The organism is Salinispora mooreana (assembly GCF_000379065.1).
In the GTDB taxonomy this organism is placed as follows: Bacteria; Actinomycetota; Actinomycetes; order Mycobacteriales; family Micromonosporaceae; genus Micromonospora; species Micromonospora mooreana.
The window spans coordinates 3,015,909-3,041,792 of record NZ_KB900614.1 but is presented as its reverse complement, the minus strand read 5'-3'; the positions used below and the strand labels follow the sequence as shown (position 1 = coordinate 3,041,792).

General features: G+C 71.3%; 24 protein-coding genes and 1 pseudogene. 17 read left to right on the top strand and 8 right to left on the bottom strand.

The genetic code is table 11. The annotated features are described in order from the left end of the window. The first annotated feature begins 52 nt into the window (after positions 1-52). Complete coding sequence (locus SALPAC6_RS0114540) at positions 53-574, top strand: acyl-CoA thioesterase (RefSeq protein ID WP_018254125.1); 522 nt, start codon at positions 53-55, stop codon at positions 572-574. A gap of 161 nt (positions 575-735) precedes the next feature. Beyond that, a complete protein-coding gene (locus SALPAC6_RS0114535) occupies positions 736-2,733 on the top strand; it encodes an acetoacetate--CoA ligase (protein WP_018254124.1) in 1,998 nt (665 codons plus the stop codon). A gap of 18 nt (positions 2,734-2,751) precedes the next feature. Here SALPAC6_RS0114535 and SALPAC6_RS0114530 read toward each other — a convergent pair whose 3' ends face one another. Next, positions 2,752-3,441 (bottom strand): TIGR03089 family protein, encoded by a 690-nt coding sequence (locus tag SALPAC6_RS0114530; protein WP_018254123.1) that lies wholly within the window; start codon positions 3,439-3,441, stop codon positions 2,752-2,754. 150 nt (positions 3,442-3,591) lie between these two features. Here SALPAC6_RS0114530 and SALPAC6_RS0114525 point away from each other — a divergent pair, with 150 nt between their 5' ends. Next, positions 3,592-4,737 (top strand): glycosyltransferase family 4 protein, encoded by a 1,146-nt coding sequence (locus SALPAC6_RS0114525; RefSeq protein WP_026189678.1) that lies wholly within the window; start codon positions 3,592-3,594, stop codon positions 4,735-4,737. Between the two features lie 54 nt (positions 4,738-4,791). Further along, entirely contained in the window at positions 4,792-5,889 is a 1,098-nt protein-coding gene (locus SALPAC6_RS0114520) for a mannose-1-phosphate guanylyltransferase (protein WP_018254121.1), read from the top strand. On the opposite strand, the gene SALPAC6_RS0114515 is transcribed toward SALPAC6_RS0114520, so the two are convergent. Next, a complete protein-coding gene (locus tag SALPAC6_RS0114515; RefSeq protein WP_018254120.1) occupies positions 5,858-6,457 on the bottom strand; it encodes an NUDIX hydrolase in 600 nt (199 codons plus the stop codon). The two genes, SALPAC6_RS0114520 and SALPAC6_RS0114515, sit on opposite strands and share 32 nt — an antisense overlap. A gap of 64 nt (positions 6,458-6,521) precedes the next feature. On the opposite strand from SALPAC6_RS0114515, the pseudogene SALPAC6_RS0114510 reads away from it, so the two are divergent. Further along, positions 6,522-6,740 (top strand): annotated as a pseudogene (locus SALPAC6_RS0114510) (hypothetical protein); the annotation flags it as partial. Between the two features lie 2 nt (positions 6,741-6,742). Here SALPAC6_RS0114510 and SALPAC6_RS0114505 read toward each other — a convergent pair. Together SALPAC6_RS0114505 and cofD are read right to left on the bottom strand one after the other, a co-directional pair. After that, positions 6,743-7,831, bottom strand: coding sequence for a coenzyme F420-0:L-glutamate ligase (locus SALPAC6_RS0114505; RefSeq protein WP_018254118.1), 1,089 nt, complete (start codon positions 7,829-7,831; stop codon positions 6,743-6,745). Beyond that, complete coding sequence (gene cofD / locus SALPAC6_RS0114500; RefSeq protein ID WP_020493589.1) at positions 7,828-8,775, bottom strand: 2-phospho-L-lactate transferase; 948 nt, start codon at positions 8,773-8,775, stop codon at positions 7,828-7,830. The genes SALPAC6_RS0114505 and cofD overlap by 4 nt, the downstream gene beginning before the upstream one ends. 99 nt (positions 8,776-8,874) lie before the next feature. Between cofD and SALPAC6_RS0114495 the strand changes: the two genes are divergently transcribed. The 3 genes from SALPAC6_RS0114495 (at position 8,875) to SALPAC6_RS0114485 (ending at position 13,299) form a co-directional block, all read left to right on the top strand. Continuing rightward, on the top strand, positions 8,875-9,732 hold the full coding sequence (locus SALPAC6_RS0114495) for a hypothetical protein (RefSeq protein WP_018254116.1): 858 nt from the start codon (positions 8,875-8,877) through the stop codon (positions 9,730-9,732). Between the two features lie 92 nt (positions 9,733-9,824). Then, entirely contained in the window at positions 9,825-12,335 is a 2,511-nt protein-coding gene (locus SALPAC6_RS0114490; RefSeq protein WP_018254115.1) for a bifunctional FO biosynthesis protein CofGH, read from the top strand. 706 nt (positions 12,336-13,041) lie between these two features. After that, a complete protein-coding gene (locus SALPAC6_RS0114485) occupies positions 13,042-13,299 on the top strand; it encodes a WhiB family transcriptional regulator (RefSeq protein WP_011904858.1) in 258 nt (85 codons plus the stop codon). A gap of 80 nt (positions 13,300-13,379) precedes the next feature. Here the strand turns inward: SALPAC6_RS0114485 and SALPAC6_RS0114480 are convergent, their stop codons facing one another. After that, a complete protein-coding gene (locus SALPAC6_RS0114480) occupies positions 13,380-13,829 on the bottom strand; it encodes a metallopeptidase family protein (protein WP_026189676.1) in 450 nt (149 codons plus the stop codon). 151 nt (positions 13,830-13,980) lie between these two features. On the opposite strand from SALPAC6_RS0114480, the gene SALPAC6_RS0114475 reads away from it, so the two are divergent. Both SALPAC6_RS0114475 and SALPAC6_RS29710 read left to right on the top strand, forming a co-directional pair. Beyond that, complete coding sequence (locus SALPAC6_RS0114475) at positions 13,981-14,352, top strand: DUF3499 domain-containing protein (RefSeq protein ID WP_033666385.1); 372 nt, start codon at positions 13,981-13,983, stop codon at positions 14,350-14,352. 175 nt (positions 14,353-14,527) lie between these two features. Beyond that, positions 14,528-14,668: a hypothetical protein gene (locus SALPAC6_RS29710; protein WP_018254112.1), complete on the top strand. Its 141-nt coding sequence runs from the start codon at positions 14,528-14,530 to the stop codon at positions 14,666-14,668. A gap of 7 nt (positions 14,669-14,675) precedes the next feature. On the opposite strand, the gene SALPAC6_RS26030 is transcribed toward SALPAC6_RS29710, so the two are convergent. From SALPAC6_RS26030 to SALPAC6_RS0114455, 3 genes are read right to left on the bottom strand one after another with little or no spacing between them, the layout of a single operon-like run. Then, on the bottom strand, positions 14,676-15,110 hold the full coding sequence (locus SALPAC6_RS26030) for a DUF779 domain-containing protein (RefSeq protein WP_018254111.1): 435 nt from the start codon (positions 15,108-15,110) through the stop codon (positions 14,676-14,678). Then, positions 15,110-16,615 (bottom strand): acetaldehyde dehydrogenase ExaC, encoded by a 1,506-nt coding sequence (gene exaC, locus SALPAC6_RS0114460; protein ID WP_018254110.1) that lies wholly within the window; start codon positions 16,613-16,615, stop codon positions 15,110-15,112. Before exaC ends, SALPAC6_RS26030 begins: the two co-directional genes overlap by 1 nt. 40 nt (positions 16,616-16,655) lie before the next feature. After that, positions 16,656-17,936: a GAF domain-containing protein gene (locus tag SALPAC6_RS0114455; protein ID WP_018254109.1), complete on the bottom strand. Its 1,281-nt coding sequence runs from the start codon at positions 17,934-17,936 to the stop codon at positions 16,656-16,658. 75 nt (positions 17,937-18,011) lie between these two features. On the opposite strand from SALPAC6_RS0114455, the gene SALPAC6_RS0114450 reads away from it, so the two are divergent. The 7 genes from SALPAC6_RS0114450 (at position 18,012) to manA (ending at position 25,701) form a co-directional block, all read left to right on the top strand. Next, positions 18,012-19,451 carry an aldehyde dehydrogenase family protein gene (locus SALPAC6_RS0114450; protein ID WP_018254108.1) on the top strand — a complete coding sequence of 480 codons (1,440 nt, stop codon included), beginning with the start codon at positions 18,012-18,014 and terminating at the stop codon, positions 19,449-19,451. A 134-nt stretch (positions 19,452-19,585) separates the two neighbouring features. Then, positions 19,586-20,602, top strand: coding sequence for a hypothetical protein (locus SALPAC6_RS0114445; RefSeq protein ID WP_018254107.1), 1,017 nt, complete (start codon positions 19,586-19,588; stop codon positions 20,600-20,602). A gap of 96 nt (positions 20,603-20,698) precedes the next feature. Next, on the top strand, positions 20,699-22,084 hold the full coding sequence (locus tag SALPAC6_RS0114440) for a phosphomannomutase/phosphoglucomutase (RefSeq protein ID WP_018254106.1): 1,386 nt from the start codon (positions 20,699-20,701) through the stop codon (positions 22,082-22,084). Between the two features lie 59 nt (positions 22,085-22,143). Further along, the gene (locus tag SALPAC6_RS0114435) at positions 22,144-22,329 is read left to right on the top strand and encodes a Trm112 family protein (RefSeq protein ID WP_018254105.1); all 186 of its coding nucleotides are present in this window, start codon (positions 22,144-22,146) and stop codon (positions 22,327-22,329) included. Continuing rightward, positions 22,326-23,519: an SIS domain-containing protein gene (locus tag SALPAC6_RS0114430; RefSeq protein WP_018254104.1), complete on the top strand. Its 1,194-nt coding sequence runs from the start codon at positions 22,326-22,328 to the stop codon at positions 23,517-23,519. Before SALPAC6_RS0114435 ends, SALPAC6_RS0114430 begins: the two co-directional genes overlap by 4 nt. Before the next feature lie 43 nt (positions 23,520-23,562). Continuing rightward, positions 23,563-24,534 (top strand): cation diffusion facilitator family transporter, encoded by a 972-nt coding sequence (locus tag SALPAC6_RS0114425; RefSeq protein ID WP_018254103.1) that lies wholly within the window; start codon positions 23,563-23,565, stop codon positions 24,532-24,534. 3 nt (positions 24,535-24,537) lie between these two features. Continuing rightward, positions 24,538-25,701, top strand: coding sequence for a mannose-6-phosphate isomerase, class I (manA, locus tag SALPAC6_RS0114420; protein ID WP_018254102.1), 1,164 nt, complete (start codon positions 24,538-24,540; stop codon positions 25,699-25,701). Positions 25,702-25,884 lie beyond the last annotated feature (183 nt).

Below are 25,884 nucleotides of genomic sequence, written 5' to 3'. Positions count from 1 at the left end.
CCCGCGAGGAAGCTCCATAGATGTCGCATCGGCGCACCGTACCGTCTCCGATATGAACGAGTACCCCACCACCACCGCACCGGGACGGCCAACCGCATACTCCCGGGTCACGCTGAGTCGCATCATGACTGCTGTCGATGTAAACCTCTACGGCACCGTGCACGGCGGGGTGCTGATGAAGTTCGTGGACGACGTCGCCGGGGCCGCCGCCGCCCGGCACAGTGGTGGGACGGCGGTGACCGCGGCGATCGACGAGATCGTCTTCTCCGAGGCGGTGCGGGTCGGGGACCTGGTGCACGCCTATGCCCAGGTCAACTGGGCCGGGCAGACCTCGATGGAGGTCGGGGTGCGGGTAACCGCCGAACGGTGGGACTCGGCCGAGGGGGAGCCGGTGCGGGTCGCCACCGCGTACCTCGTCTTCGTCGGCGTTGACGTCGGTGGCAGCCCCCGGCCGGTCCCACCGGTGTCCCCGGAGACCGTCGCGGACCAGCGGCGCTTCCGGGAGGCGGAGATCCGGCGGGCGCACCGACTCGCCCGCCGTCGGGCGATCCATGCATACCGGACGGCTGACTAGTCTCCGGTCCACATCAGTGGAAAACGCCGGCGGCGTAGCGCGGCACCGGATCCCCACACCCCCGATCGCCCGGGCCCGGGTGCAGGCGACGGCACCTCGAGGTAGGGCAAGATGGCGCCACGGCCGGACAGCGTTGTGCCGAGCCGAGGGAGGGTGGAGCGATGGGTGAGGTGCTGTGGACGCCGCCGGCGGACGTGCGTGAGCGGTCCCGGGTCGGGACCTACCTGCGTTGGCTGAGTACGCACCGGGGACTGGACTTCGCCGACTACGACGAACTGTGGCGCTGGTCGGTCACCGACCTGCCCGCCTTCTGGCAGTCGGTCTGGGACCACTTCGAGGTCGTGTCGCACGCCCCAGCCACGGCCACGCTTGCCCAGCGGACCATGCCCGGTGCCCGCTGGTTCCCGGGCGCCACCCTGAACTACGCGGAGAACGTGCTGCGGATGCCGGGCCGGGGCGACGCCGACCCGGTGGTGATCGCCCATGGGCAGACCCGGCCACCGGTCACCCTCTCCGCCGCCGAGCTGCGGGAGCAGGTCCGCCGGGTTGCCGCCGGGCTACGCCGGCTCGGCGTCGGCGCGGGCGATCGGGTGGCCGCGTACGCGCCGAACATTCCCGAGACGTACGTACTGTTGCTGGCCACCGCCAGCCTCGGCGCGATCTTCTCCTCCTGCGCGCCCGAGTTCGGTACCCGGAGCGTGACCGACCGCTGGCAGCAGATCGAGCCGAAGGTCCTGGTCGCCGTTGACGGCTACCGCTACGGCCAGAAGCCGATTGACCGGCGAGCCGAGGTGGCCGCCATCCGGGCCGCCCTGCCGTCGCTGTCGCACACCGTCGGCATCGCGTACCTCGATCCGGCTGGTCTTCCCCCGGCGGACACAATCGCCTGGGCCGACCTCGCCGCGGCCACCGACGAGCCGCTCACCTTCACCCCGGTGCCCTTCGATCACCCGCTCTACGTGCTCTACTCCTCCGGTACGACGGGCCTGCCCAAGCCGATCGTGCACGGCCACGGCGGCATCCTGCTCGAGCACCTGAAGATGCTCGCCCTGCACCACGACCTGGGCCCGGCGGACCGGTTCTTCTGGTTCACCACGACCGGCTGGATGATGTGGAACTTCCTCGTCTCCGGCCCGGCCGTGGGGGCGGCGATCGTGCTCTTCGACGGCGACCCGGGCCATCCCGACCTGGGCACGCTGTGGCGGCTGGCGGAGCGCACCGACACCACCTACCTGGGTACCTCGGCGCCGTTTCTGCTGGCCTGCCGAAAAGCCGGGCTGGTCCCCAGCGGGTTCGCCGACCTGTCCGCCCTGCGCGGGGTCGGCTCCACCGGCGCGCCACTGCCCCCCGAAGGCTTTCACTGGGTCTACCGGAACGTCGGCGAGGCCCTCCAGCTCCAGTCGCTCTCCGGCGGAACCGATGTCTGCACCGGTTTCGTCGGCGGAACTCCGCTGCTGCCCGTACACGCGGGCGAGATCGCCTGCCGGGCGCTCGGGGCGAAGGTGGAGGCCCGCTCCGGCGACGGCACCCCGGTCATCGGTGCGTTGGGCGAGCTGGTGATCACTGAGCCGATGCCGAGCATGCCGGTCGGGTTCTGGGGCGACACCGACGGCAGCCGGTACCGGGAGGCGTACTTCGACCGCTACCCCGGCGTCTGGCGGCACGGCGACTGGATCACGATCAACTCGCGGGGCGGCTGCGTCATCACCGGCCGCTCCGACGCGACGTTGAACCGGGGCGGGGTCCGTCTCGGCACCGCCGAGTTCTATTCGGTCGTGGAAGGTCTGGACGAGGTCGTTGACTCCCTCGTCGTGCACCTGGAGGACGCCGAGGGCGGCGCCGGTGAGCTGCTCCTCTTCGTGGTGCTCGCCGGAGGCGTGGAGTGGGGCGACGCGCTGCGGACGCGGATCTGCCGGGAACTGCGTACGGCCCTGTCGCCCCGGCACGTGCCGGACGAGATCCATCCGGTCGCCGCCGTACCGCGGACCCTGTCGGCGAAGAAGCTGGAGGTACCGGTCAAGAAGATCCTGACCGGCACCCCTGTCGACTCAGCGGCAGCCCGCGGCGCGCTGGCCAACCCGGAGTCGCTGACCGCCTTCGCCGGTCTGGCCCAGCGCCGAGCCACCCACGACGACACCGCCGACGGGCGAGCCCGATGACGGCCACCGACCACGGGGTCAGGGCAGGGTGAGGGTGGTCCGCTCGGCGACGGCGCGGGCGCCGAGACGACTGGTGTCGGCGTGCGCGACCAGAACCGTGGAGGCGTTCGCGGTCAGCGGGGCCAAGAGCCAGTCGACCGGGTCCGGGTAGCGGTCAACGTCGATCAGGACCCGCGTGCCGGGGGTGAGCCCGAGCTCCGCGGCGCGCGCGGCGGCCCGGGCGGCCAGCTCCGCCTGGGCCGGTCCACCGGGCGCGGGCGCCCCGAAGTGGTCGCCGTGCGTCCGTACCTCGGACGCGAAGTCGGCGTACCCCGGTGGCACCTCCCGCAGCGGCCGGGCGAACGGGTCCAGCGCGAGTAGGTAGCGGTCCTCGGCGCCGACGTGGTCCGCCTCGGCCAGCCGGCCGGTGGCGACGAAGAGAACGTCGACGTCGTCCGGCGGGTCCGCCACCGTAAGGCCAGCCGACCAGCATCCGAGCAGCACGGCGGCGGTCTGCCAGTGCGGGGGCAGGAGCACGCCGGCGGTGTCGCCGGGTGCGAGTCCCACCCCGTCAACCAGCAGGTTGGCGGTCTTGGCCACCCAGTTCGCGCAGGTTGCGCCGGAGAGTTCGGTGCGTTCGCCGGTGGCGTCGTCGTACCAGGTGAGCAGCGGTCGGGTCGGGTCGGGTGCGATCGCGTCGGCGAGGACCCGGGAAAGGTTTTCGGCCATCAGCGCGAACGATACGCGCCTGCCGCCCGGAGCCGGGGCGACGACGACTTGGCTCGGCGCCGGGTCGCAGTCACCGCCCGGGCCGTGGTGCGGCGTAGGCTTACGGCGAAAGTGTGGTACCCCACACCCCCGAGTGCAAGGAGTCGCCCCTTGACCGCCGGCAGCCCGCCCCGTGTGCTCATTGATGCCACGAGTGTTCCCGCCGATCGTGGCGGCGTCGGTAGATACGTTGACGGCCTGCTCGGTGCGCTCGGGAAGGTCTGCGGCACCGGCGTCGACCTGGTCGTGGTCAGCCTTCGGACAGACCTTGAGCGCTATACCCGGATGCTGCCCGGGGCGGAGATCATCCCCGCCCCGGCTGCGGTGGCGCACCGGCCCGCGCGGCTTGCCTGGGAGCAGACCGGCCTGCCGCTGCTCGCCCAGCAGGTCGGCGCCCAGGTGCTGCATTCACCCTTCTACACCTGCCCTCTGCGGGCGGGCTGTCCGGTCACCGTGACCGTGCACGACGCCACCTTCTTCACCGAGCCGGAGCACTACGACAAGTCACGTCGCACCTTCTTCCGCAGCGCGATCCGGACGTCGCTGCGCCGCGCCGACCGGGTGATCGTGCCCAGCAAAGCCACCCGGGATGAGCTGATCCGGCTGTTGGACGCCGATCCGACCCGGATCGATGTCGCCTACCACGGGGTTGATCATGCCGCGTTCCACGCCCCGAGCGCCGAGGAGAAGGCCCGGGTCCGGGCCCGGCTGGGGCTCGGCAGCCAGAGCTACATCGCGTTTCTCGGTGCCAAGGAGCCCCGCAAGAACGTTCCCAACCTGATTCGGGGCTGGGCGCGGGCCGTGGCGGACCGGCACCAGCCGCCCGCCCTGGTGATCGCCGGGGGGCAGGGGCACGACGACGAAATCGATCGCGCGGTCGCCGAGGTGCCGTCGCACCTGCGCCTGCTTCGCCCCGGCTACCTGCGCTACGCCGACCTGCCGGGCTTCCTCGGTGGGGCGTTGGTCTCCGCCTACCCGTCGTACGGCGAGGGGTTCGGCCTGCCGATCCTGGAGGCGATGGCCTGTGCCGCCCCGGTGCTGACGACGCCCCGGCTCTCGCTGCCCGAGGTGGGCGGCGAGGCGGTCGCGTACACCAGCGAGGCGTCGGACCAGATCGCCGCCGACCTGGTCGCGTTGCTCGACGACGAGCACCGCCGGCTGGCGCTGGCCCAGGCCGGTTTCGACCGGGCCAAGGAGTTCACCTGGCAGTCCAGCGCCGAGGTGCACCTCGCCGCCTGGTCCCGGGCCCGGGCGTGAACGGGGCGCTGTTCGGCTGACCCGGCGGCCTCAGTCGATCGGTTCGGGGAGAATGTGCGGGTGATTTACGCCGTCATACCGGCGGGTGGCAGCGGCACCAGGCTGTGGCCGTTGTCCCGCGCCGGGCATCCAAAGTTTCTTCACCCGCTCACCGGGTCTGCTGCGTCGCTGTTGCAGGCGACGGTGGAGCGGCTCGGTTCACTGGCGACGCCGGAACAGACCTTCGTGGTCACGGGCACGGCTCACGCCACCGCGGTGGCCCGCCAGCTGGCCGGGTTGCCGGAGCAGAACATCCTGGTCGAGCCGTCGCCGCGGGACTCGTGCGCAGCGATCGCACTGGCTGCCGCCGTGATCGCGCGGCAGGAGCCGACCGCGGTGATGGGCTCGTTCGCGGCGGACCATCTGATCGGTGACCCGGCGGGGTGGCGGGATACTGTGCGCCAGGCCGCCCGGGGTGCCGAGCAGGGGCTGCTGATGACGGTGGGGATCACCCCGGCCTGGGCGGAGACCGGCTACGGCTACCTGGAGACCGGCGAGCCGATCGGGGACGGATCGCCGCGTCCGGTGGTCGAGTTCAAGGAGAAGCCGGACGCCGACGTGGCGGAGGCGTACCTCCGGTCTGGGCGGCACCTCTGGAACGCCAGCATGTTCGTCTGGCGGGTGGATGTCTTCCTCGCCGAGTTGGCCCGGCAGCAGCCGGCGCTGCACGCGGGCGTGCTCGAGATCGCCGCCGCCTGGGGCACCGAGGAACAGGACGAGGTGCTCGGCACGGTGTGGCCGACGCTGCCGAAGATCTCGGTCGACTACGCGGTGATGGAGGGGGCGGCGACCGCGGGCCGGGTGGCGACGGTCCCCGGCGCCTTTGGCTGGAACGACGTCGGTGACTTCCACACCCTCGGCGAGGTCCTGCCGGCGGATCCGGCCGGCAACATGGTCCTGGGTGGGGAGGCGAAGCCCAATGTCCTGTTGCGGGACAGCACGAACCTGGTGGTTGTCCCGCACTCGGGCCGACTCGTCGCGACGGTCGGAGTGCAGGACCTGATCGTGGTCGACACCCCGGACGCGTTGCTGGTCTGCCCGCGGGACCGCGCCCAGGACGTGAAGCAACTCGTCGACGAGCTCAAGGAGCGGGGTGAAGTGGGGCTCGTCTGAGCGCCGCCAGGGCCGGCGTGATCAGCTGGGCGGTCCCGCCGGCCAACGGAGTCGGAAGCTGGCTCGGTGGGAACCAGCCCAACTCCTCGGACTCCTCGCTGACCTGGGCCCGCGCGCCGGGCGGGGCGAGGATGGCGAAGCGTACGTCGTGGTGGAACGAGCCGCCCTGGCAGCTGACCGCGTGAATGTCCACGTCGATCGGCACCGGATCGATCCGCAGGCCGGTCACGCCGGACTCCTCGGTCGCCTCCCGCAGCGCCGCCGCGGCCAGCGTCGAATCGGCGGGCTCGCAGTGCCCGCCGAGCTGCACCCACTTGCGGAACTTGCGGTGCAGGCAGAGCAGCATCCGGGAACCGGTGGCGTTGAGCACCAGCGCGCTGGCGGTGACGTGGCCGGCCCGGTGCCTCCGGCTCATCGCTTCCGGCCCGGCGGCGAGCAGGTCCAGCGTTCGATCCCGGGCCTGGGCGGCGGCCACCGAGGTGGGCGTCCAGCCGCGCAGCACGGTCAGAGCGTCGGCGTGCAGGGCGGGATTGGGTGGCGAGTCGACGTGGAGCTCGGGCGTTGACAAGGGCTCTCCTCGGCGTTCGGGTGCGCCCGCAACCCTACGTGTGCGGTGTTCGTACGCTGGGCTGGTGACCGCCGACGCCGGAGCCGAGAACGGCCGTACCGAGGACGGCGAGGCGTTGGCCCACCACGACGGCTGGGTGTATGTCTTCGGGTCGAAGGCCGGCCCGCTGCGTCCGCGGCGGGCTTTCGTGGCCCGGTTCCGCGAGCAGGACGCCGCCCGCGGCACGCCGCCGGTACAGGTGGTACGCAACCGGCTCCGGCTCCACCGGGCGGTGAACGACGCCCCCTAGAGCGCCAGGGCTGCGGTGGCGGAGGTGCCGGGCGGGGGCGGCAGCAGGGTGGACGGCAGGCCCTCGGCGGCCAGGGCGGCGCGCAGGCGGTGTACGTCCGCGCCGAACCGGACCAGCCCGAACGGGTCCACCGGGGTCGGCGGGGCGGCGAGTAGCAGGGTGCTCGCCGTGGCTGGCCAGCCCGGTACCGTGCCGGCCAGCTGGTCGTGGGTTGCCGGTTCGGTGACGTGGGTGAAGACCGTGCCGGGGGCTACCGTCGCACCCACGACGGCGATCGCCCGGTCGATCGCGGCCGGGTCGGGTGGCGTCGCGCCGGTACCGTTGCGCAGGGCGGCGGCCTCGGTCATCCCGGCGGCCCGCGCCTCGGCGGTGCCGAGCGAGAACAGGTCCAACGACGAGTCCCGGATCAGGGCCCTGGCCCCGAGTCCGTCGTCGGCCCGCGGGGTGGCCGGGTAGCCGCGTACGACCGCGACCGGCACCTGGTCACACTTGCCCTTGACCAGCTCGCCGGCGCCGGCCAGCTCGTCAACCACCGCCATCTGGGTGAGTTCCAGCTCGTTGCCGTACGGGTCGACCTCACCCCGGTGGTCGTGCACGGGGTCGAGGCCGGCGACACCGAGCGCGACATCGGTGAGCCCGTTGCGCCACGGCCGGCCCATGGTGTCGCTGATGATGACCGGCACATCGAGGCCGTACCGCTGTCGGAGCGCGGCGCGCAGCCCCCGGGCGGAGGCGTCCGGGTCGACCGGGAGCAGCACCAGCCGGGTCTTGTCGACGTTGGAGGCGTCGATGCCCGCTGCGGCCATCACAAAGCCGTGGTGGGTTTGGACGATCCGGGTCGCGCCCCGGGCGGCGACCACCCGCGCGGTCTCCGCCGCCAATACCTCTGCCCGGGCCTCGAGCCGCTCCGGCCCGTCGGCCGGGACGTCTACCAGTCGGCCCTCCGCCTTCGAGACGATCTTGCTTGTCACTACCAGGATGTCGCCGTCGCGCAGCCACGGCGCCGCAGTGACGATCATGGCGGCCAGGTCGTCGCCTTCGGACACGTGGCCGATGCCGCGCACCGGCATGATCTCCAGATTCACATCAACCCCACCGCGGCCTGGACCATCGCCGTGGTCGCCGCTTCGTCCGTCATCCGCAGCGGCGCCGCGTGGACCGTCACCCCCGGCACCACTGTCGCCGCATCCTCCTCGGCCACCAGCCAGCCGTCGAGCAGGCCGCCGCTGGCCCGTCCACCATAGAGGCCGCCCACCCCGGCGGCGCTGCACTCGATGCCGAGCACGGCCAGGCACCTGTCGGCCATCCCACGGACCGGGCTGGCGCCGATGATCGGGGACACGCCGACCACCGGGGCCGGCCCCGCCGCGACCGCGTCCCGCACCCCGGGCACGGCCAGGATCGGGGCGATGCTCACCACCGGGTTGCTCGGTGCGATCAGCACCAGGTCCGCCGCGGCGATCGCCTCGATCACCCCCGGTGCCGGCTTCGCGTCTTCCGCGCCGACGAAGACGAACCGGTGCGTGGACAGCTCGGCCCGGTGCCGTACCCACCACTCCTGGAAGTGAATCGCCCGCTGGCCGCCGTCGAGGTCAACCACCGCGTGGGTCTCCAGGCGGTCGTCGGTCACCGGCAGCAGGCGTACGCCGGGCTCCCAGCGGGTGGCCAGCGCGGCGGTGACCTGGTGCAGTGGATAGCCAGCGGTGATCTTGGTGGTGCGGACCAGGTGGGTGGCGAGATCTCGGTCGCCCAGCCCGAACCAGGCCGGCTCTGCCCCGTAGGCGGCCAGCTCCTCCCGCACCGTCCAACTCTCCGCAACGCGCCCCCAACCACGTTCCGGGTCGGCGCCCCCACCCAGCGTGTACATGACGCTGTCCAGGTCCGGGCAGACCTTCAGGCCGTGTAGATACAGGTCGTCGCCCACGTTGACCACTGCGGTCACCTCGGCGTCGATCGCCCGGGCGTAAGCCCGTACCCCGAGCAGGAACCGGGCGCCGCCGACTCCTCCGGTCAGAACCACGATGCGCATGCCGTCCATCCTCGCCTACCCGCCGCCTCCGGGCTCCGGGCCACCCGGGAGACTAGGCTCACGTCGGCAGCTGTCCAATTCCGTTCGAAGGGGGATACCGTGACCAGCCCTGTCGAACCGGCGTCCACCGAACCGACGCCGGCCCGTCAACTGACCCGGCCGTTGCGTGAACCAGCGGCGTTCGTGCTCCTCGGCGCGAATGCCCTCCTCCTCTTCGTCGGCCTGCTCCGGCTCCTGACCTCGGCCACCTCTGCCGCCGGGCGTGCCGGCAGCGCGGCTGCCGCGTTCACCGGCATCGAGGCGGTCGTCCTGCCGCTGCTGGCGGTCCTGCTCGCCACACACCTGCACCCGGTGCTTCCCCGGGCAAAGCTGATCACCCAGGTGGCGTTGGGCCAGTACGCCTTCAGCGTCTTCTTCGGTGCCCTGACTTTCCTGATCTGGTCCGTTGACCGGCTGGTCTCGGCTGAACTGCTCGAGGCCTTCCTGGGGTTCCTGACCCAACTGGCTGGGCTGGGGCTGCTGCTGCTGGCCGGGTTCCCGGTGTATCGGATCTGGCGCCGGCTCTACTACGTGCCCAAGCCCAAGCCCCAGCCCGGCGTCTACGGCGCTCCCCAGCCCGGCTGGCCGGCGCCGCCCCCCGGTGGGCAGCCGGGCACCCAGCCCGGTTGGCCAACCGCCGGGCCCGGCGGTTGGCCCGGCCCCAACCAGGGGGCTGGTTGGCCCGACCCGAGCCAGGGGGCTGGTTGGTCCGCTCCGCCCCAGCCTGGTGCCGTCTACGGCCAGTCCACAGCGCCGCACGCCGGGACGTCCCCGCCAGCCCCACCGGCCCCGCCGTTCGGGCAGCCGCCGTCGGCGGAGCCGACCCAGGCCATTCCCCGCCAGTCGGTTGAGCCCCCGGCGCCCTCCCCGGACGAGGACCGCACCCGACGCATCAATCCGTCCGACAGCCCCGACTGACCAGGTAGGTCTCCGGCCGCGTGGTGATCCGGCCCCCGGAGTGATCAAACCCGGTAGGGCGCGGAGGCGGGTGGAGCGCCTACGCTGAGCGGATGGTTGATCGCACGGAGCCGGTTGCCACCGAGGCGAGTGTGCGGCGGGCGTTGCGTCGAGCGGCGTCCGGACGGGCGCTGGACACCGATGAGGCGACGGCGCTGCTGAGCGCTCGAGGTGCCGCACTGGACGAGTTGTTTCAGGTCGCCGGGGCGATCCGGGACACGGGGCTGCGCGCGGCCGGGCGGCCGGGGGTGGTGACGTACTCGAAGAAGGTTTTCATCCCGCTCACCCGACTCTGCCGGGATCGGTGTCACTACTGCACCTTCGCCACGGTGCCGCACCGGCTGCCGGCGGCGTTTCTCGACCGTGACGAGGTGCTGGCGATCGCCCGGCAGGGCGCGGAGCTCGGCTGCAAGGAGGCGTTGTTCACCCTCGGCGACCGGCCGGAGGAGCGTTGGCCGGCGGCTCGCCGGTGGTTGGACGAGCGGGGGTACGACTCGACCCTTGACTATCTGCGCTCCTGCGCGGTGGCCGTGCTGGAGGAGACGGGCCTGCTGCCACACCTCAACCCCGGGGTGCTCAGCTGGTCCGAACTGCAGCGGCTCAAACCGGTCGCGCCGAGCATGGGCATGATGTTGGAGACCACCGCCACCCGGCTGTGGTCCTCCCCGAAAGGCCCGCACTACGGCTCGCCGGACAAGGAGCCGGCCGTTCGGCTGCGAGTGCTCGAGGACGCGGGTCGGGTGAACGTGCCCTTCACCACCGGTGTCCTCATCGGGATTGGGGAGACCCCGGCCGAGCGGGTCGAGGCGCTCTTCGCGATCCGCCGGTCACACCGGGAGTACGGCCACCTCCAGGAGGTGATCGTGCAGAACTTTCGGGCCAAGCCGGACACGGCGATGCGCGGGATGCCCGACGCGGAGCTGCACGATCTCGCCGCCACCGTGGCGGTGGCCCGGGTACTGCTCGGTCCCCAGGCTCGTCTCCAGGCGCCACCGAACCTCATCGCGGGCGAGTACGACCTGCTGCTGCGCGCCGGCATCGACGACTGGGGCGGCGTTTCGCCGTTGACCCCGGACCACGTCAACCCGGAGCGGCCCTGGCCGCAGCTCGACGAGCTGTCCCGCCGCACCGAGCAGGCCGGGTTCGCGTTGCGGGAGCGGTTGACGATCTACCCGGAGTACGTCCGCGCCGGTGACCCGTGGCTCGACCCGCGCCTGCTGCCGCACGTTACGGCCCTGGCGGACCCGGCGACCGGGCTGGCGGTGCCGACCGCCCAGCCGACGGGGCGGCCGTGGCAGGAGCCGGACGAGGCCTACGGCGGACGGATCGACCTGCATACCACCATCGACACCACCGGCCGTACCACCGATCGGCGGGGCGACTTCGACCAGGTCTACGGCGACTGGTCGATGGTGGCCGGCCGGGTGGGCGCCGGGGCGACCGCCGGAGTCGGCGACCACGACCTGCGGGCCGGTCTGCGCCTCGCCGCCGACGATCCGGCGTCGCTGCTGGAGCCCGGACAGACCGCTGCGGCGCTGGCGCTCTTCGCGGCGGACGGCCCGGCTCTGGAGGAGCTGTGCCGAATCGCCGACGACGTGCGCCGCGACGCGGTCGGCGACGAGGTCACCTACGTGGTCAATCGCAACATCAACTTCACCAATATCTGCTACGTGGGCTGCCGCTTCTGCGCCTTCGCGCAGCGCGAGCGGGACGCCGACGCGTACCGGCTCTCGGTTGACCAGATCGCGGACCGGGCCGAGCAGGCGTGGCGGGCCGGGGCGAGCGAGGTGTGCCTCCAGGGGGGTATTGACCCGAGGCTGCCGGTGACGGCCTACGCCGACCTGGTGCGGGCGATCAAGAAGCGGGTGCCGGGGTTACATGTGCACGCGTTCTCCCCGATGGAGGTCGTTACCGCAGCCGGTAAGGCGGGCGTCTCCATCCGGGAGTGGCTGACCGAGCTGCGGGAGGCCGGGCTGGACACCATCCCCGGCACCGCCGCCGAGATCCTCGACGACGAGGTGCGCTGGGTCCTCACCAAGGGCAAGCTACCGACGGCCGCCTGGGTCGAGGTGGTCACCACCGCGCACGAGCTGGGGATTCGGTCCAGCTCCACGATGATGTACGGGCATGTTGACCATCCCGCGCAGTGGCTTACGCACTTCCGCGTGTTGGCCGAGACGCAGGACCGTACGGGTGGCTTCACCGAGTTTGTCGCGCTGCCGTTCGTACACACCAACGCCCCGATCTACCTGGCCGGGATCGCCCGTCCGGGGCCTACCTGGCGGGAGAACCGGGTGGTGCACGCGATGTCCCGGCTGCTGCTGCACGGTCGGATTCACCACATCCAGTGCTCGTGGGTGAAGTTGGGTGACGCGGGGAGCGCCGAGCTGCTCCGCGGCGGCTGCAACGATCTGGGCGGCACGCTGATGGAGGAGACGATCTCCCGGATGGCGGGCTCCGGCAACGGGTCGGCTCGGACCGAGGAACAGTTGATCGCGATCGCGGCTGCGGCCGGGCGACCAGCCAGCAAGCGAACAACCGCGTACGGCCGTCGGTCCGGGTAGCCCTGGACCTGCTCCGCCGCGGGGCCGGGTAGCGCCGGGCCCAACTGGTCGCCGGGCCGGGTAGTGCGGGCCCAACTGGTCGCCGGGCCCCGGGCTGCTCCGCGCCCGCTGGGCAGCCCACTGGCAGCGGCCAACCGGGACCCCGCGGTCGGTCGCTGTACCGTCTGGTGAGATCCGCTGCGGACGGGCATAATTTCAATCCATAGTGGACTGATTGCTGAGTTCTCTTTCCTGGACGGCACATCAGCGGCCTTGTTGTCTGTCGCGCGAAAGCCCTGTCACACCGAAAGTCCACTATGTGGACGTGGGGTTGCGCCCCTTGGTCACCCTGGGCAATGGGCGTGGTGGCGGCGGGATAGCCTGTGCATCACCAAGATCACCATCCGGTTCGGCGGGTTGGCTGGACGGGGTGTTCGGTGCCGCGCCACGGAGAAAACTCCGGCAACTCGCCGGGGCGGGCGTTACCCGGCGGGGGTCTGAATCGGTAGGGCAGGTTGCGAGGCCGGGAGGCCCGATGGGCCGGACCGGGTGAGGTGTGGAGGGCAGCCCCATTATCAAGTTTGGCTTGACGGCGCACGCATGACACGCGTGTAATTTGACTGGGGTTGTTCGCGAAACACTACATACCGGTACCGGACGGACAGCACGCCTTTCGCGTGGGGGGTTGCAGCGGCGATGACGCCGGTGCGCGACAAGGAGGCATTGAATGGACGGCCAGCTCGAGGCGGCCGACCTGCTCGGAAACGCGCCGGAGTGGCAGGAGCGGGCGCTCTGCTCGCAGACCGACCCGGAGGCGTTCTTCCCCGAGAAGGGCGGCTCAACCCGTGAGGCGAAGCGGATCTGCTCGCGCTGCGAGGTCAAGACCGAGTGCCTCGAATACGCGCTCGGTCACGACGAGCGGTTCGGCATCTGGGGCGGTCTCTCCGAGCGGGAGCGCCGCAGACTCAAGCGGCGTGCCGCCTGACCTCAGGTGGGATCCGGGGTGGTGGGGGCTGCCCCGGACCGGCGCCATGGCCCGGCTCCGCCCAGCCGCGGTGGCCGGGCTCAGGCCAACTCGTCCGGGTCCGCTCCGAGCAGGTTCGCCACCTGTTCGATGATGACGTCGTGAACGAGGTCGGCCAGGTCCTCACGGTCCATCGCCCGAAACTCGAGCGGCCGGCGGTAGAGGACGATCCGTGGCGGCATCTCCTGCCGGCCCGGCCGCCCCGGCAGAAGGCGGGCAAGGGGTACCGCGCCGTCCTCGAGTACGTCAGAGTCGTAGACATTCAGCTCCGGCGGCACATCCTCCACCGCGAACTCGACGCCGGCCAGCTCCTTGGCGAACCGCCGCTCGAGTGTCTCCACCGTGTCCAGCACCAGTCCGTCGAAGACTTCGGCCTTCGTTCGCGCCAGCGGCACCGTCGCGGGCACCAGGCGACCGCGCAGACCACGCCCATGACGGTCGCGGCGCGTGCGCCGGCTGGTGCCGGGGCGGCGGTGTTCCGGGCTTCCCATGGGCCCAGGGTAGTCCCCAGCCGGTGCTGTCCCGCGACAGCCGGGGCGCGCTGGCGCGCCGGATCCGAACGGCTGAAATGTGATCACCAAGACGGGCGTGTCGGGTCGCGAACCGGTGCGCCGGAGCCGGTATTGGAGATACCCTGCCGCGGTGAGGTCACCACGGCGCTGCACCCGAAACGGCTGCCCCAGGCAAGCAGTCGCCACATTGACCTATGTCTACAACGAGTCCACCGCCGTGGTGGGACCGTTGGCGGCTTTCGCCGAGCCGCACACGTACGACCTCTGCGAGCCGCACGCGCGCAGTCTGACCGCGCCGCGGGGCTGGGATGTCGTCCGGCACGAGGGGGAGTTCGAACCGCCGCCGCCCACGACGGACGACCTAGTCGCTCTCGCCGAGGCGGTCCGTGAGGCAGCCCGCCCGGTAGCCCCTCGGCCCCCGGAGGGCAGCCCCGACCCAGCGGCCTCGACGTCGTCCACCGGGCGTCGCGGCCACCTCCGCGTGATTCCTCCCAGTCACTGACCGCCGCCGCGGTCGCTCCGCACGGCTACAGCCGGGACCCGGCCTCGGTGGAGACGGCTCGCAGGATCTGCTTCTGGCCGCCGGGTGGTTCGAAGACCGCCCTTGTACCGGCGGGCGAGTGGGGTTGTTGCCTGCTCCCTGTCGAGCTGCCCCGGAAAGTGGGACGAGGCGGCCAGTGTCCGCGCCCGATGTCGCCAGTCCGCACTGGAAGACCCTCCGGCATGCCACCGCCAGCCCACGCCGGATCAGCGACATCATCGCCGCCGCACTTCACCTGACCCACTTCGAGTCCAAGTACCTACCGCACAGTCGCTGAGATCACGTCAGTGTGCCTGCGGTCGTTGTTCGACGCAGTCTGTCGCCACTCGGCTCTGCGCCGCCGATGCCCGATCTGGCGCCTTCTCGTGTTCGCGGCGGGCGAGGGTGGAGCGAAGGAGGAAGCGCAGGCCCTCCGGGGACTCCAGGGAGAATCCACTGCCCCGGCCGGGAACCACATCGATTGTTAGCCTCGTGTGCTGCCAGCGGGCCCACTGGGCGCGTGAGATCCAGAATTCGACTGGCTCTGGCACACCGTCCACCGTCAGCGCGGCCAGCCGAATGTCTGCCGAGCCGGTGCGGAACTCGCCGGCGGGGTAGCACATCGGTGCGCTGCCGTCGCAGCAGCCACCGGACTGGTGGAACATCAACGGTCCGTGCTGCTCCCGCAGCGACCGGATCAGCTCGGCCGCTGCGGGAGTCACGGTTACCAGGTCGCTCATCAGAAGAAGCCCAACTTCTTCGGGGCGTAGCTGACCAGCAGGTTCTTGGTCTGCTGGTAGTGGTCCAGCATCATTTTGTGGTTTTCCCGGCCGATTCCGGACTGCTTGTACCCACCGAATGCGGCGTGTGCGGGGTATGCGTGGTAGCAGTTTGTCCAGACCCGTCCTGCCTGGATAGCCCGTCCTGCTCGGTACGCCGTATTGATGTTCCGAGTCCAGACGCCGGCACCCAGTCCGTACAAGGTGTCGTTGGCGATTTTTACCGCGTCGTCGAGGTCGGCGAAGGAGGTCACCGACACCACCGGGCCGAAGATTTCCTCCTGGAAGATCCGCATCGAGTTGCTGCCCTCGAAAATCGTTGGCTCGACGTAGTACCCGCCGGAGAGCTCACCGCCCAGCTTCGCCCGCGCGCCACCGGTCAACACCCGGGCGCCTTCCTGCCGGCCGATATCCAGATAGGAAAGAATCTTCTCGAGCTGGTCGTTGGACGCCTGCGCGCCGACCATGGTCGCGGTGTCCAACGGGTGTCCCGGCATGATCTCCCGGGTCCGCGCGACGGCCGCGGCCAGGAAGTCGGCGTAGTGGCCCTGCTGGATCAGCGCCCGCGACGGGCAGGTGCAGACCTCGCCCTGGTTCAGGGCGAACATGGTGAAGCCCTCGAGCGCCTTGTCGCGGAAGTCGTCCGGCGCGGCGCTGACGTCGTCGAAGAAGATGTTCGGGCTCTTGCCACCCAGCTCCAGGGTGACCGGCTTGATGTTCTCACTGGCGTACTGCATGATCAGCCGCCCGGTCGTGGTCTCGCCGGTGAAGGCCACCTTGGCCACTCGGGGCGAGGACGCCAGCGGCCGGCCGGCCTCGATCCCGAAGCCGTTGACGACATTGACCACACCCGGCGGCAGTAGGTCGGCCACCAGGGACAGCAGGTAGTGGATCGACGCGGGAGTCTGCTCGGCGGGCTTGAGTACCACCGCGTTGCCGGCGGCGAGTGCCGGGGCGAGCTTCCAGGTTGCCATGAGCAGCGGGAAGTTCCACGGGATGATCTGCCCGACCACACCGAGCGGCTCATGGAAGTGGTATGCGACGGTGTCATCGTCGATCTCGGCCAGGGAGCCCTCCTGGGCCCGGATCACGCCGGCGAAGTAGCGGAAGTGGTCGATCGCGAGCGGAATGTCGGCGGCGAGTGTCTCGCGGATCGGCTTGCCGTTCTCCCAGGTCTCGGCGATCGCCAGGGCCTGCAGGTGCTCCTGCATCCGGTCGGCGACCCGGTTGAGGACCAGGGCTCGGTCAGCGGCCGGGGTGCGCCCCCAGGCCCCGGCGGCGCCGTGTGCGGCGTCGATGGCCCGCTCCACGTCCTCGGCGGTGCCACGGGCCACCTCACAGAAGGGCTGTCCGGTCACCGGCGTCGGGTTGTCGAAGTACCGCCCGCCATGCGGCTTGACGTACTCGCCACCGATGAAGTGGTCGTAGCGGGACTGCCAGTGGGTGGGCGCGTCGTAACGCGTCATGGGTACCTCCGCCGTCAACGAGGAGTGGACGGCGTTGACCCTATTTTTGTCGACGTTGCAGCGACGTTGCACGCGGGACGCCGTACTCCCGGGCGAGCTGGCGGGCCCGCGCCAGGGCGAGCGGCCGACGCGGGGCACCCGGCGGCAGTACCCGCGCCAGGACCTCCCAGGCGGTCAGGTCGTCGGTGCCGGCGGGAGTCGCGGTCCAGGAGACGAGCAGCGCCGGGTCCGCGGCCGCCAGCACGGCCGCACGGAGTTGTCCGTCTACCAGCCGGCGCAGCCGGGCCACTCCCGGCGCATCCGAGCCGGGCAACAGGCTCCCGGAGTACGCGTCGATCCCACCCGCCGGGTCGCCCCGTTCCAGCCGGTCGGTGACGGTACGGAAGTCGGCGCGTACGCGGCAGCGCAGTCGGTACGGGCGGGAGTCGAGCAGCTCCGGGCCGAGTACGCGGCGCAGCCGGGACAGCTCGGCCCGGAGGGTGACGGGGTGCAGCCGGTCCTCGCCGTACAGATCGAGGGCGAGTTGCTCCCCGGTGCGCCCTTCTGGGTGATCCACCAACAACACCAGCAGTTCGCTGTGCCGCCGGCCCAGTCGGATCCGGCGGCCGCCGACCCGTAGCTGGGCCTCGTCCCGGCCGAGCGCGGCCACCTGCACCACGTCCGGCTCGACCTGGGTCATCCCGGTCAGGAACGCCTCGGCGGCCCGGGCGGTGGCCCGGACCAACGCCAGGCTCTGTGGAGTGGCGAGGTGATCGCCGCCGGTGATGTCGACCGCCCCGAGAAGTCGACCGGTGGCCGGATCATGGATCGGCGCGGCGGCACAGGTCCAGCGCTGGACGCGGCGGCTGAAGTGTTCGGTGGCGAAGATCTGCACGCTGTGGTCCACGGCGAGAGCGGTGCCGGGCGCGTTGGTGCCCGCGTGTGTCTCGTCCCAGCGGGCCCCGGGCACGAAGTTCATCTGTTCGGCCCGGCGCAGTACCCCCGGGTGCCCCTCCACCCAGAGCAGCCGGCCGTGGGTGTCGCAGACCGCCATCAGGTGTGCGCCGTCCTGGGCGATCCCACCGAGCAGGTCCTGGAAGATCGGCAGCACCGGGGCCAGCGGGTGCCCGGCCCGGTAGCTCTCCAGCATGTCGTCCACGAGGTCAACGGGCGGGGTGCCCTCCGGGTCGAGTGGCATTGACCGTTCCCATGACCGGCGTACCACCTCCCGCACCCGCTGCGGCCTCGCCCCGGTGAGAAAGGCCGTGTGGGCGGCACCCACCTGCGCGATCCGCTCCGCCGGATCGACGCCGATTTCCAGGGCGAGCCACGGGTCAGCCATGGGTGACCTCCTGGCGCCCATGGTGACGCAGCTCACCCCGGATCGCCAAGCGAGGCCTCGTCTACGCTGCTCGATGTGGAGTCCGTAGCCTTCCATGTCGCCTCTCGCCCCGCCCACGGTGAGCAGGAGCTGACCGTGCGCCATCCGTACGACGGCCGTGTTGTCGGGCGGACCACCTTCGCCACCGACGGTCAGGTCGAGGCCGCCGTCGCGGCGGCAGCCACGGTGGCCCCGACCGCGGCGGCCCTCCCCGCCTACCGGCGCGCGGCGGCCCTGGAGCACGTCTCCCGGCGGCTCGCCGAGCGGGCCGATGAGGTGGCGGCACTGATCACCGCGGAGAACGGCAAGCCGGTGAAGTGGGCGCGCGCCGAGGTGCGGCGGGCGCTCGCAACGTTCCGGTGGGCTGCCGAAGAGGCCCGGCGCTTCTCCGGGGAGCTACAGCGCCTGGACACCGACCCGGGCGCCACCGGCCGGCTGGCGCTCGTCCGGCGGGTACCGCGGGGTCCCGTGTTGGGGATCTCCCCGTTCAATTTTCCGTTGAACCTGGTGGCGCACAAGGTTGCCCCGGCGATCGCGGTCGGCGCACCGATTGTCGTCAAACCGGCCCCGGCCACTCCGCTGTCCGCGCTGCTCCTCGGTGAGCTGCTGGCCGAGACCGACCTGCCGGAGGGCATGTTCTCGGTACTGCCGCTCCCCAACGAACAGGCTGCCGGCCTCGTCGCCGACCCACGGCTACCGGTGGTGTCGTTCACCGGCTCCGGCCCGGTCGGCGCAGCGCTCCGTCGGTCGGTACCGGAGAAACACGTCACCCTGGAACTGGGTGGCAACGCGGCCGTGGTGATCTGCGAGGACTGGAGCGCGGAGGAGGATCTGACCTTCGCCGCGCATCGGATCGCGACGTTCTCGAACTACCAGGCCGGCCAGTCCTGCATCGCGGTGCAGCGGGTCTACGTGCACGAGTGGCTCTACGACGGGTTCCTGCCTCGCCTGGTCGCGGCGGTGCGGGCGCTGCGTACCGGTGATCCCTCGTCCGAGCTGACCGACGTTGGTCCGCTGGTCTCGGAGTCAGCCGCCCGCCGCGTCGAGGCGTGGGTGGATGAGGCGGTCGCGGCGGGTGCCACCCTCGAGGTTGGTGGGCGCCGGGTCGGGGCCGAGTTCCCGCCCACGGTGCTGTCCGGGGTACCGCGGGACGCCAAGGTCAGTGCCGAGGAGGTGTTCGGGCCGGTGCTGGTGGTCGCCCGGGCGACCACCGACGACGCCGCGTTCGCCGCGGTCAACGACTCGGCCTACGGGTTGCAGGCGGGCGTCTTCACCCACCGGATGGACACCGCGTTCCGCGCCGGGCAGGCGCTGGAGGTGGGCGGGGTGATCGTCGGGGACGTGCCGTCGTACCGGGCCGATCAGATGCCGTACGGCGGGGTGAAGGGCTCTGGCGTCGGGCGGGAGGGGGTGCGTAGTGCGATGGATGACTACACCGAACCCCGGGTCTTGGTCCTCACCGGTATCGCCGGCTAGGTCTGCGACGGCCTGCTCGGGCCGCCGCTGCGTCGGGGCGGCGGCCCGGGCGCCGCGGGACGCCGTCGGGCCACGCGTCTTCTCCGCGCGGTAGTAGCCTGACCGGCGAGCCCGCGGCAGAGAGGAACGGCGAGGTGATCATGGCGGTGTGGCGGTCCACGGCACGGCTCGCGGCGATCTGTGCGGGTGCTGGCACCCTGCTGGCGCTCGGTGTGTCGCCCGCGCTGGCCGCCGAGGACACGGTGCGGGTCAGCGCGGCCGGGAAGTTCAAGGCGGGTGATTCGGCGGCGGAGGTCGCGGTCGAGGTACGCAAGCGCACCGAGGGCTGCGTGCAGCTGCAGGCCGCGCTCACTCTCTACCTCGACGGCCTCCGGGCGGATCAGGTGCGGGTGCGGGTCAACACCGGTGGTGGGTGGCTTCCGGTGGAGCTCGCCGCCGGTCAGGGCGGGGTGGCCACCGCCGCGGCGTCACCGGAGAACCCGCAGCTCTGCAAGGGCAAGCGAGTCAAGCTGCGGTACGAGGTGGCGTTCGCCGCGGACACGGTGGACGGGCAGCTCACCGTTGTCGGCGAGGCCGTCAGCGCGGACGGCCAGGTAATCGGTCGAGATTCCGACTCCGCCAAGGTGACCGGCGGTAGGCCCGCCGCCGCACCGACCCCCACCGCCGCTGCGGTGCCGACCGTCGCGGCGACGGAGGCCGCCACCGCAGCGGCGTCAACCGCCGTGGACGCCCGGACCGATCCCGGGGACGACGCCGACAGCACGGCACCGGCCGAGCCGTCGTCCGGCGGTTCCGTCTTCCTCTACGCCGGCATGGCCATGGTCGCGGTCGGCGTCGTCCTGATCGCCCTGCTGGTCCGGCGGTTCCGGGAAGACCGGTCAGTCCACGCCGACGGCGCACACCCCGCTGGGTTCGGGTATTCCGGCCCGGGGCAGCCGCCGGTCCCCGGGCGTCCGGCGACGCCGGGCCTGTACGGCAGTCCGGCAGCGCAGCGCCCTAACCCGGGGCTCTACGGCACCCACCCCGACGGCGCACCACCGGTGTCGGGCGGGCCGAGTTCCCCGCCGGTGCCCCCGGTTCCCGGCCAGCGTGGGCCCGCCGCGCCGGCACCGGAGGGCCGCACCTGGTTCATCCCCCGGTTGCCGGACTGAGCCAGATACCGTCAGCTCTTCGGCTGGGCCGGAGCGATCATCCGTGCTCCGATACGCTCAGGCCGTTGACGACGCCAGCGCGAGGAGCGGAGCACGGTGACTGACCTGTCCCAGATCGTGAAGGCCTACGACGTGCGTGGGGTGGTGCCGCACCAGTGGGACGAGCAGGTCGCCGTGGCGCTTGGTGCCGCCTTTGCCCAGGTTCTCAACACTGGCGGGGAGCCCGGCGACGCGGTGCTGATCGCGCACGACATGCGGGACAGCGGCCCCGGGCTCGCAGCGGCCTTCGCCACCGGTGTCCGGGCCGCCGGTCGGGCGGTCATCGAGCTGGGCCTGGCCTCGACCGACATGCTGTACTACGCCTCCGGGTCGCTCGACCTGCCGGGGGCGATGTTCACGGCGAGTCACAACCCGGCCGAGTACAACGGCATCAAGATGTGCCGTTCGGGGGCGCGTCCGATCGGGCAGGACAGCGGCCTGGCGGAGATCCGGGCGCGGGCCGAGGCGCTGCTGGACGCGGGTGACGCCCGGCCGGCGGGTTCGCCGAGCGCGCCGGTCCAGCAGCGCGATCTGCTCGCGGACTACGCGGCGTACCTGCGCAAGCTGGTTGACCTGACCCGGATTCGACCGTTGAAGGTCGTGGTGGATGCCGGGAACGGCATGGGCGGCTACACGGTCCCGACGGTGCTCGGCGATGCCGCGCTGGCAGCGTTGCCGCTGGAGATTGTGCCGCTCTACTTCGAGCTGGACGGCACCTTCCCCAACCACGAGGCAAACCCGCTGGACCCGAAGAACCTGGTCGACCTGCAACGGGCGGTGCGGGCCGGGGGGGCGGACATCGGCTTGGCCTTCGACGGCGACGCCGACCGCTGCTTTGTGGTGGACGAGCGTGGGGAGCCGGTGTCGCCGTCGGCGATCACCGCGCTGGTCGCCACTCGGGAACTGGCCAAGCACCCCGGCTCGACGGTGATCCACAATCTGATCACCTCGGCTGCCGTGCCGGAGATTGTCCGGGAGAACGGTGGGCAACCGGTCCTGTCCCGGGTTGGGCACTCGTTCATCAAGGCCGAGATGGCCAGGACCAACGCCATCTTCGGTGGTGAGCACTCCGCGCACTACTACTTCCGGGACTTCTGGTTTGCCGACACCGGGATGCTCGCCGCGATGCATACCCTGGCGGCGCTGGGTGAGCAGTCGTTGCCGCTGTCGGTGCTGGCCGGAGAGTACGAGCGGTACGTCGCCTCCGGCGAGATCAACTCGACGGTGGAAGACCAGGCGGCGCGGGTGGCCGAGGTGCGGGCCGCGTACCCGGACGCGGAAGTCGACGAAACCGACGGTCTCACCCTGCGCTTCGCCGACCGTGCCTGGTTCAACCTACGGGCCTCCAACACCGAGCCGTTGCTGCGGCTCAACGTCGAAGCCCCGACCCGGGAACGCATGGCCTCGCTCCGCGATGCGGTGCTCGACCGGGTTCGCCGATAAGATCCCGTGCGCCGGTCGGCGCCACCGACCGGTAACCCAGAGGTGGAAGGAGCCGCGCCGTGGCCCTGGATCCGCAGTTGCTGGAGATTCTCGCCTGCCCGGACACACATCACGCCCCACTCGACTATGACGCCGGGGCGCAGACGCTCACCTGCACCGAGTGCGGCCGGATCTTCGAGGTCCGCGACGATGTGCCGGTGCTCCTGCTGGATGAGGCGCGCGGCGGTCCGGCGGAGCGGTCGTGATCGACGGTGCGGCCGGAGTTAGTGGCCACCGGGAAGTCGACGAGGCCCTGCTGGACGATCTGGACGCGCTCGCCGAGCGGGATCCGGCGGGGATGCTGCGGCACATCGCGTCCGGCGGGGCGCAGGTCCGCGAGTCGGCCGCCCTCGCCGCCGAGGCCAACCTGTCGGTGTTGGCCGACGAGGGGCGTCCGCGCGCGGTTGTCATCGCGGGTATCGGCACGGCCGGGCGGACCGGTGACGTCCTGGCGACGGTCGCCGGGCCACGCTGCCCGGTGCCGGTGATCCCCCATCGCAGTGCCGGCGTGCCCGGCTGGGTGGGCGCCGCCGACGTGGTGATCGCGGTCAGCGCCTCCGGCCGGAGCCCGGAGGCGCTCGGTGCGGCCGAGGCGGCCCATCGGCGAGGTGCCCGCCTGGTCGCGGTCGGTGCCCCGGACTCGCGGCTACAGTCGGTCGCGGAGCGGGCCCGGGCACCATTCATTCCGGTACCCCGACGGGCCCCGGCGCGGGCGAGTCTCTGGGCGTTGACCGTGCCGGTGCTGCTGGCCGCCCGGATGCTCGGTCTGGTCAAGGTCAACGAGGCTGACCTGGCGGAGACCGCCACCCGACTGGACGCCGAGGCTGATCGGTGTCGGCCGTCCGCCGAGTCCTTCGTCAATCCGGCCAAGTCCCTCGCGCTGGGTCTGGCCGGCTCGATCCCGATCGTTTGGGGTTCGTCACCACTGGCCACCGTCGCGGCCCGCCGCTTCGGCGACACCCTTTCGGCGAACGCCCGGTACCCGGTTGTCTCCGGGGCGCTCGGCGAGGCCGGTCGCGGCCGGGTCGGCCTGCTCGACGGGGTCTTCGGCGGGCTGGTGGAGGGGGAGCGGGACATTTTCGCCGACCCCGACCAGAGGGCGGCGGGGACTCGGCTGCGGCTGGTGCTGTTGCGTGACGGCGGCCTCAACCCGGAGGACGACGCCGACGAGCCGCTCGCGGTGGAGGAGCGGCGTGCCGACGCGGTCCAGACCCTCGCCGAGCGGCGGGGGGTGCGCGCCGACGTGGTCACTGCCGAAGGCGGCTCGGCGCTGGAGCGGCTCGCCTCGCTGATCGCGGTGCCGGACTTCGCCTCGACCTATCTCGCCCTGGCGCACGGCCTGGATCCGATGGCCGTTCCCGCGGTCACCGAGATGAAGGAGTTGGCCAATCAGTGAGCGTGGGTAGGAGCGCCCCGGCCCAGCGAAGTGGGGCCGTGGCGTGAGCGCCAGTGGCGGGACACGGGCGATAGTCGCCGCGCTGTTGGCCAACACGGGTATCGCGGTAACGAAGTTCGTCGCATTTTTGCTGACCGGTTCGTCGTCGATGCTGGCCGAATCGATCCACTCGGTCGCAGACGCCGGCAACCAGGGTCTGCTGCTGCTCGGCGGGCGGCGGGCGAAGCGCGCCGCGACCCCACAACACCCGTTCGGGTACGGCCGGGAACGCTACATCTACGCGTTTATCGTCTCCATCGTGCTGTTCAGCGTCGGTGGCCTCTTTGCCCTGTACGAGGCGTACCACAAGTGGTCGCACCCGGAGGGCATCGAAAGCTGGCAGTGGGTCCCGGTCGTTGTCCTGGTAAGCGCTATCGTCATGGAGACGGTTTCTTTTCGGACCGCGATCCAGGAGTCGAATCGCGTCCGTGGAAAACAGTCCTGGGTGCGGTTCGTCCGGCGGGCCAAGGCCCCCGAGCTGCCGGTGGTGCTCCTGGAGGACCTGGGTGCGCTGGTCGGTCTGATCTTCGCGCTCTTCGGGGTCGGCATGACCCTGGTCACCAACGATGGCCGATGGGACGCCGCCGGCACCGCGATGATCGGTGTACTGCTGGTGGTGATCGCGGTCATCCTCGCCATCGAGACCAAGAGCCTGCTCCTCGGCGAGGGCGCCGAGGCGCCGGAGGTCGAGGCGATCGAGGAGGCGATGACCGCCGGGGGAGAGGTCGAGCGAATCATCCACATGAAGACGCTCTACCTCGGTCCCGAGGAGCTGATGGTGGCGGCGAAGGTCGCCGTCACCTCGGTTGGCAGCGCCGAGGAGCTGGCCCGGGATATCAACGCGGTGGAGGCAAGGGTGCGCGCCGCCGTACCGACTGCCCGCGTGATCTATCTGGAGCCGGATGTCTATGTCACGTCTGGTGCAGAGCGGACCGAAAGTGAACCCGGCGAGGACGTCGGGCTGTCTGGGGGTTGACCCATGGAATTGTTGTACGGGCCGATCCGAAACTATGCCTGGGGCTCTCGCTCGGCGATCGCCACCCTTCAGGGGCGACCTGCGCCGAGTCCGGAGCCGGAGGCGGAGCTGTGGTTGGGCGCGCATCCGGGCGCACCGGCCAGCGTGGACCGGGACGGGACCCGGGTCAGTCTGGTCGAGTTGTTGTCGGCCGAGCCGGGGCACTGGCTGGGCCAGCAGGTCGTTGATCGGTTCGGCGTTCGGCTGCCGTTCCTGCTCAAGGTCCTCGCCGCCGACGCGCCGCTCAGTCTTCAGGCCCATCCCGATCCGGAGCAGGCCCGCGCCGGCCATGCCGCTGACGCGGCGCGGGAGGCGGGGCAGCGTAACTACGTTGACCCGTACCACAAGCCAGAGCTGCTGGTGGCGCTGACGCCGATGGAGGCGCTCTGCGGGTTCCGTGATCCGGCGGAGTCCGCGGAGGCGCTCGCCGCTTTCGGCGTACCGTCGCTGGAGCCGGTGGTGGCCGCCTTGCGGACGGGAGCGGCGGGTCTCGCCGACGCGGTACGGCTCCTGCTGACCTTCCCCACCGATCAGCGCGCCGAGCTGGTGGCGGCGGTGGCGTCGGCGGCGGTGGAGAGTCCGGACGCGCGGCTGGCCCGCTCGCTCGCCGACAGCTACCCGGGCGATCCCGGTGTGCTGGTGGCGTTGCTGCTCAACTGGGTGAGGATCGCACCGGGAGAGGCGATCTGGATGCCGGCCGGGAACCTGCACGCATACCTGCGCGGCACCGGCGTGGAGATCATGGCGGCGAGTGACAACGTGTTGCGCGGGGGGTTGACGCCGAAGCGGATCGACGTTGACGAGTTGCTGCGGGTGCTGCGGTTCGAGGTGTTGGACGATCCGGTGGTGCGGGCGGTGCCGGTCGCGCCGGGCGTGGTCTGCTGGCCGGTGCCGGTGGACGACTTCGCGTTGCACCAGGTTCAGGTGGGCTCGGATCAGGCGGAGGTGACGGTGCCGTTGGTCGGGCCGCGGGTGGTGCTCTGCGCTGCCGGCGCCCTCACCGTGGACGACGGTGCCGGGTCGGTGGAGCTGGGGCCGGGGCAGGCCGCGGTGAGCCCGGCTGCCGCCGGTGAGTTGCGGATCTCGGGTTCGGGCGAGGCGTACGTGGCGGGCTCTGGGCTGCGCTGAGCGGAGCCGCACCCCCAGCAACACGCAAGTCCGATTTTTCCGGAATAGCTTGACTCGTCAGAATGGTGGTGTGACTCTTTAGGCACACAGCGTTGTCGCGACGACGATCACGGGGGCGTGTGGGGAACCAAACCGGGGGGATGTGCGGGGCGGTCGGACCAGGGACGGAGCTTTCCTCCCGGG

Coding starts and splice junctions, on each gene's coding strand:
- SALPAC6_RS0114540 (WP_018254125.1), top strand. CDS start 53: ATGAACGAGTACCCCACCACCACCGCACCGGGACGGCCAACCGCATAC.
- SALPAC6_RS0114535 (WP_018254124.1), top strand. CDS start 736: ATGGGTGAGGTGCTGTGGACGCCGCCGGCGGACGTGCGTGAGCGGTCC.
- SALPAC6_RS0114530 (WP_018254123.1), bottom strand. CDS start 3,441: ATGGCCGAAAACCTTTCCCGGGTCCTCGCCGACGCGATCGCACCCGAC.
- cofD (WP_020493589.1), bottom strand. CDS start 8,775: ATGCGCATCGTGGTTCTGACCGGAGGAGTCGGCGGCGCCCGGTTCCTG.
- SALPAC6_RS0114490 (WP_018254115.1), top strand. CDS start 9,825: ATGGTTGATCGCACGGAGCCGGTTGCCACCGAGGCGAGTGTGCGGCGG.
- SALPAC6_RS0114485 (WP_011904858.1), top strand. CDS start 13,042: ATGGACGGCCAGCTCGAGGCGGCCGACCTGCTCGGAAACGCGCCGGAG.
- SALPAC6_RS0114480 (WP_026189676.1), bottom strand. CDS start 13,829: ATGGGAAGCCCGGAACACCGCCGCCCCGGCACCAGCCGGCGCACGCGC.
- SALPAC6_RS26030 (WP_018254111.1), bottom strand. CDS start 15,110: ATGAGCGACCTGGTAACCGTGACTCCCGCAGCGGCCGAGCTGATCCGG.
- exaC (WP_018254110.1), bottom strand. CDS start 16,615: ATGACGCGTTACGACGCGCCCACCCACTGGCAGTCCCGCTACGACCAC.
- SALPAC6_RS0114455 (WP_018254109.1), bottom strand. CDS start 17,936: ATGGCTGACCCGTGGCTCGCCCTGGAAATCGGCGTCGATCCGGCGGAG.
- manA (WP_018254102.1), top strand. CDS start 24,538: ATGGAATTGTTGTACGGGCCGATCCGAAACTATGCCTGGGGCTCTCGC.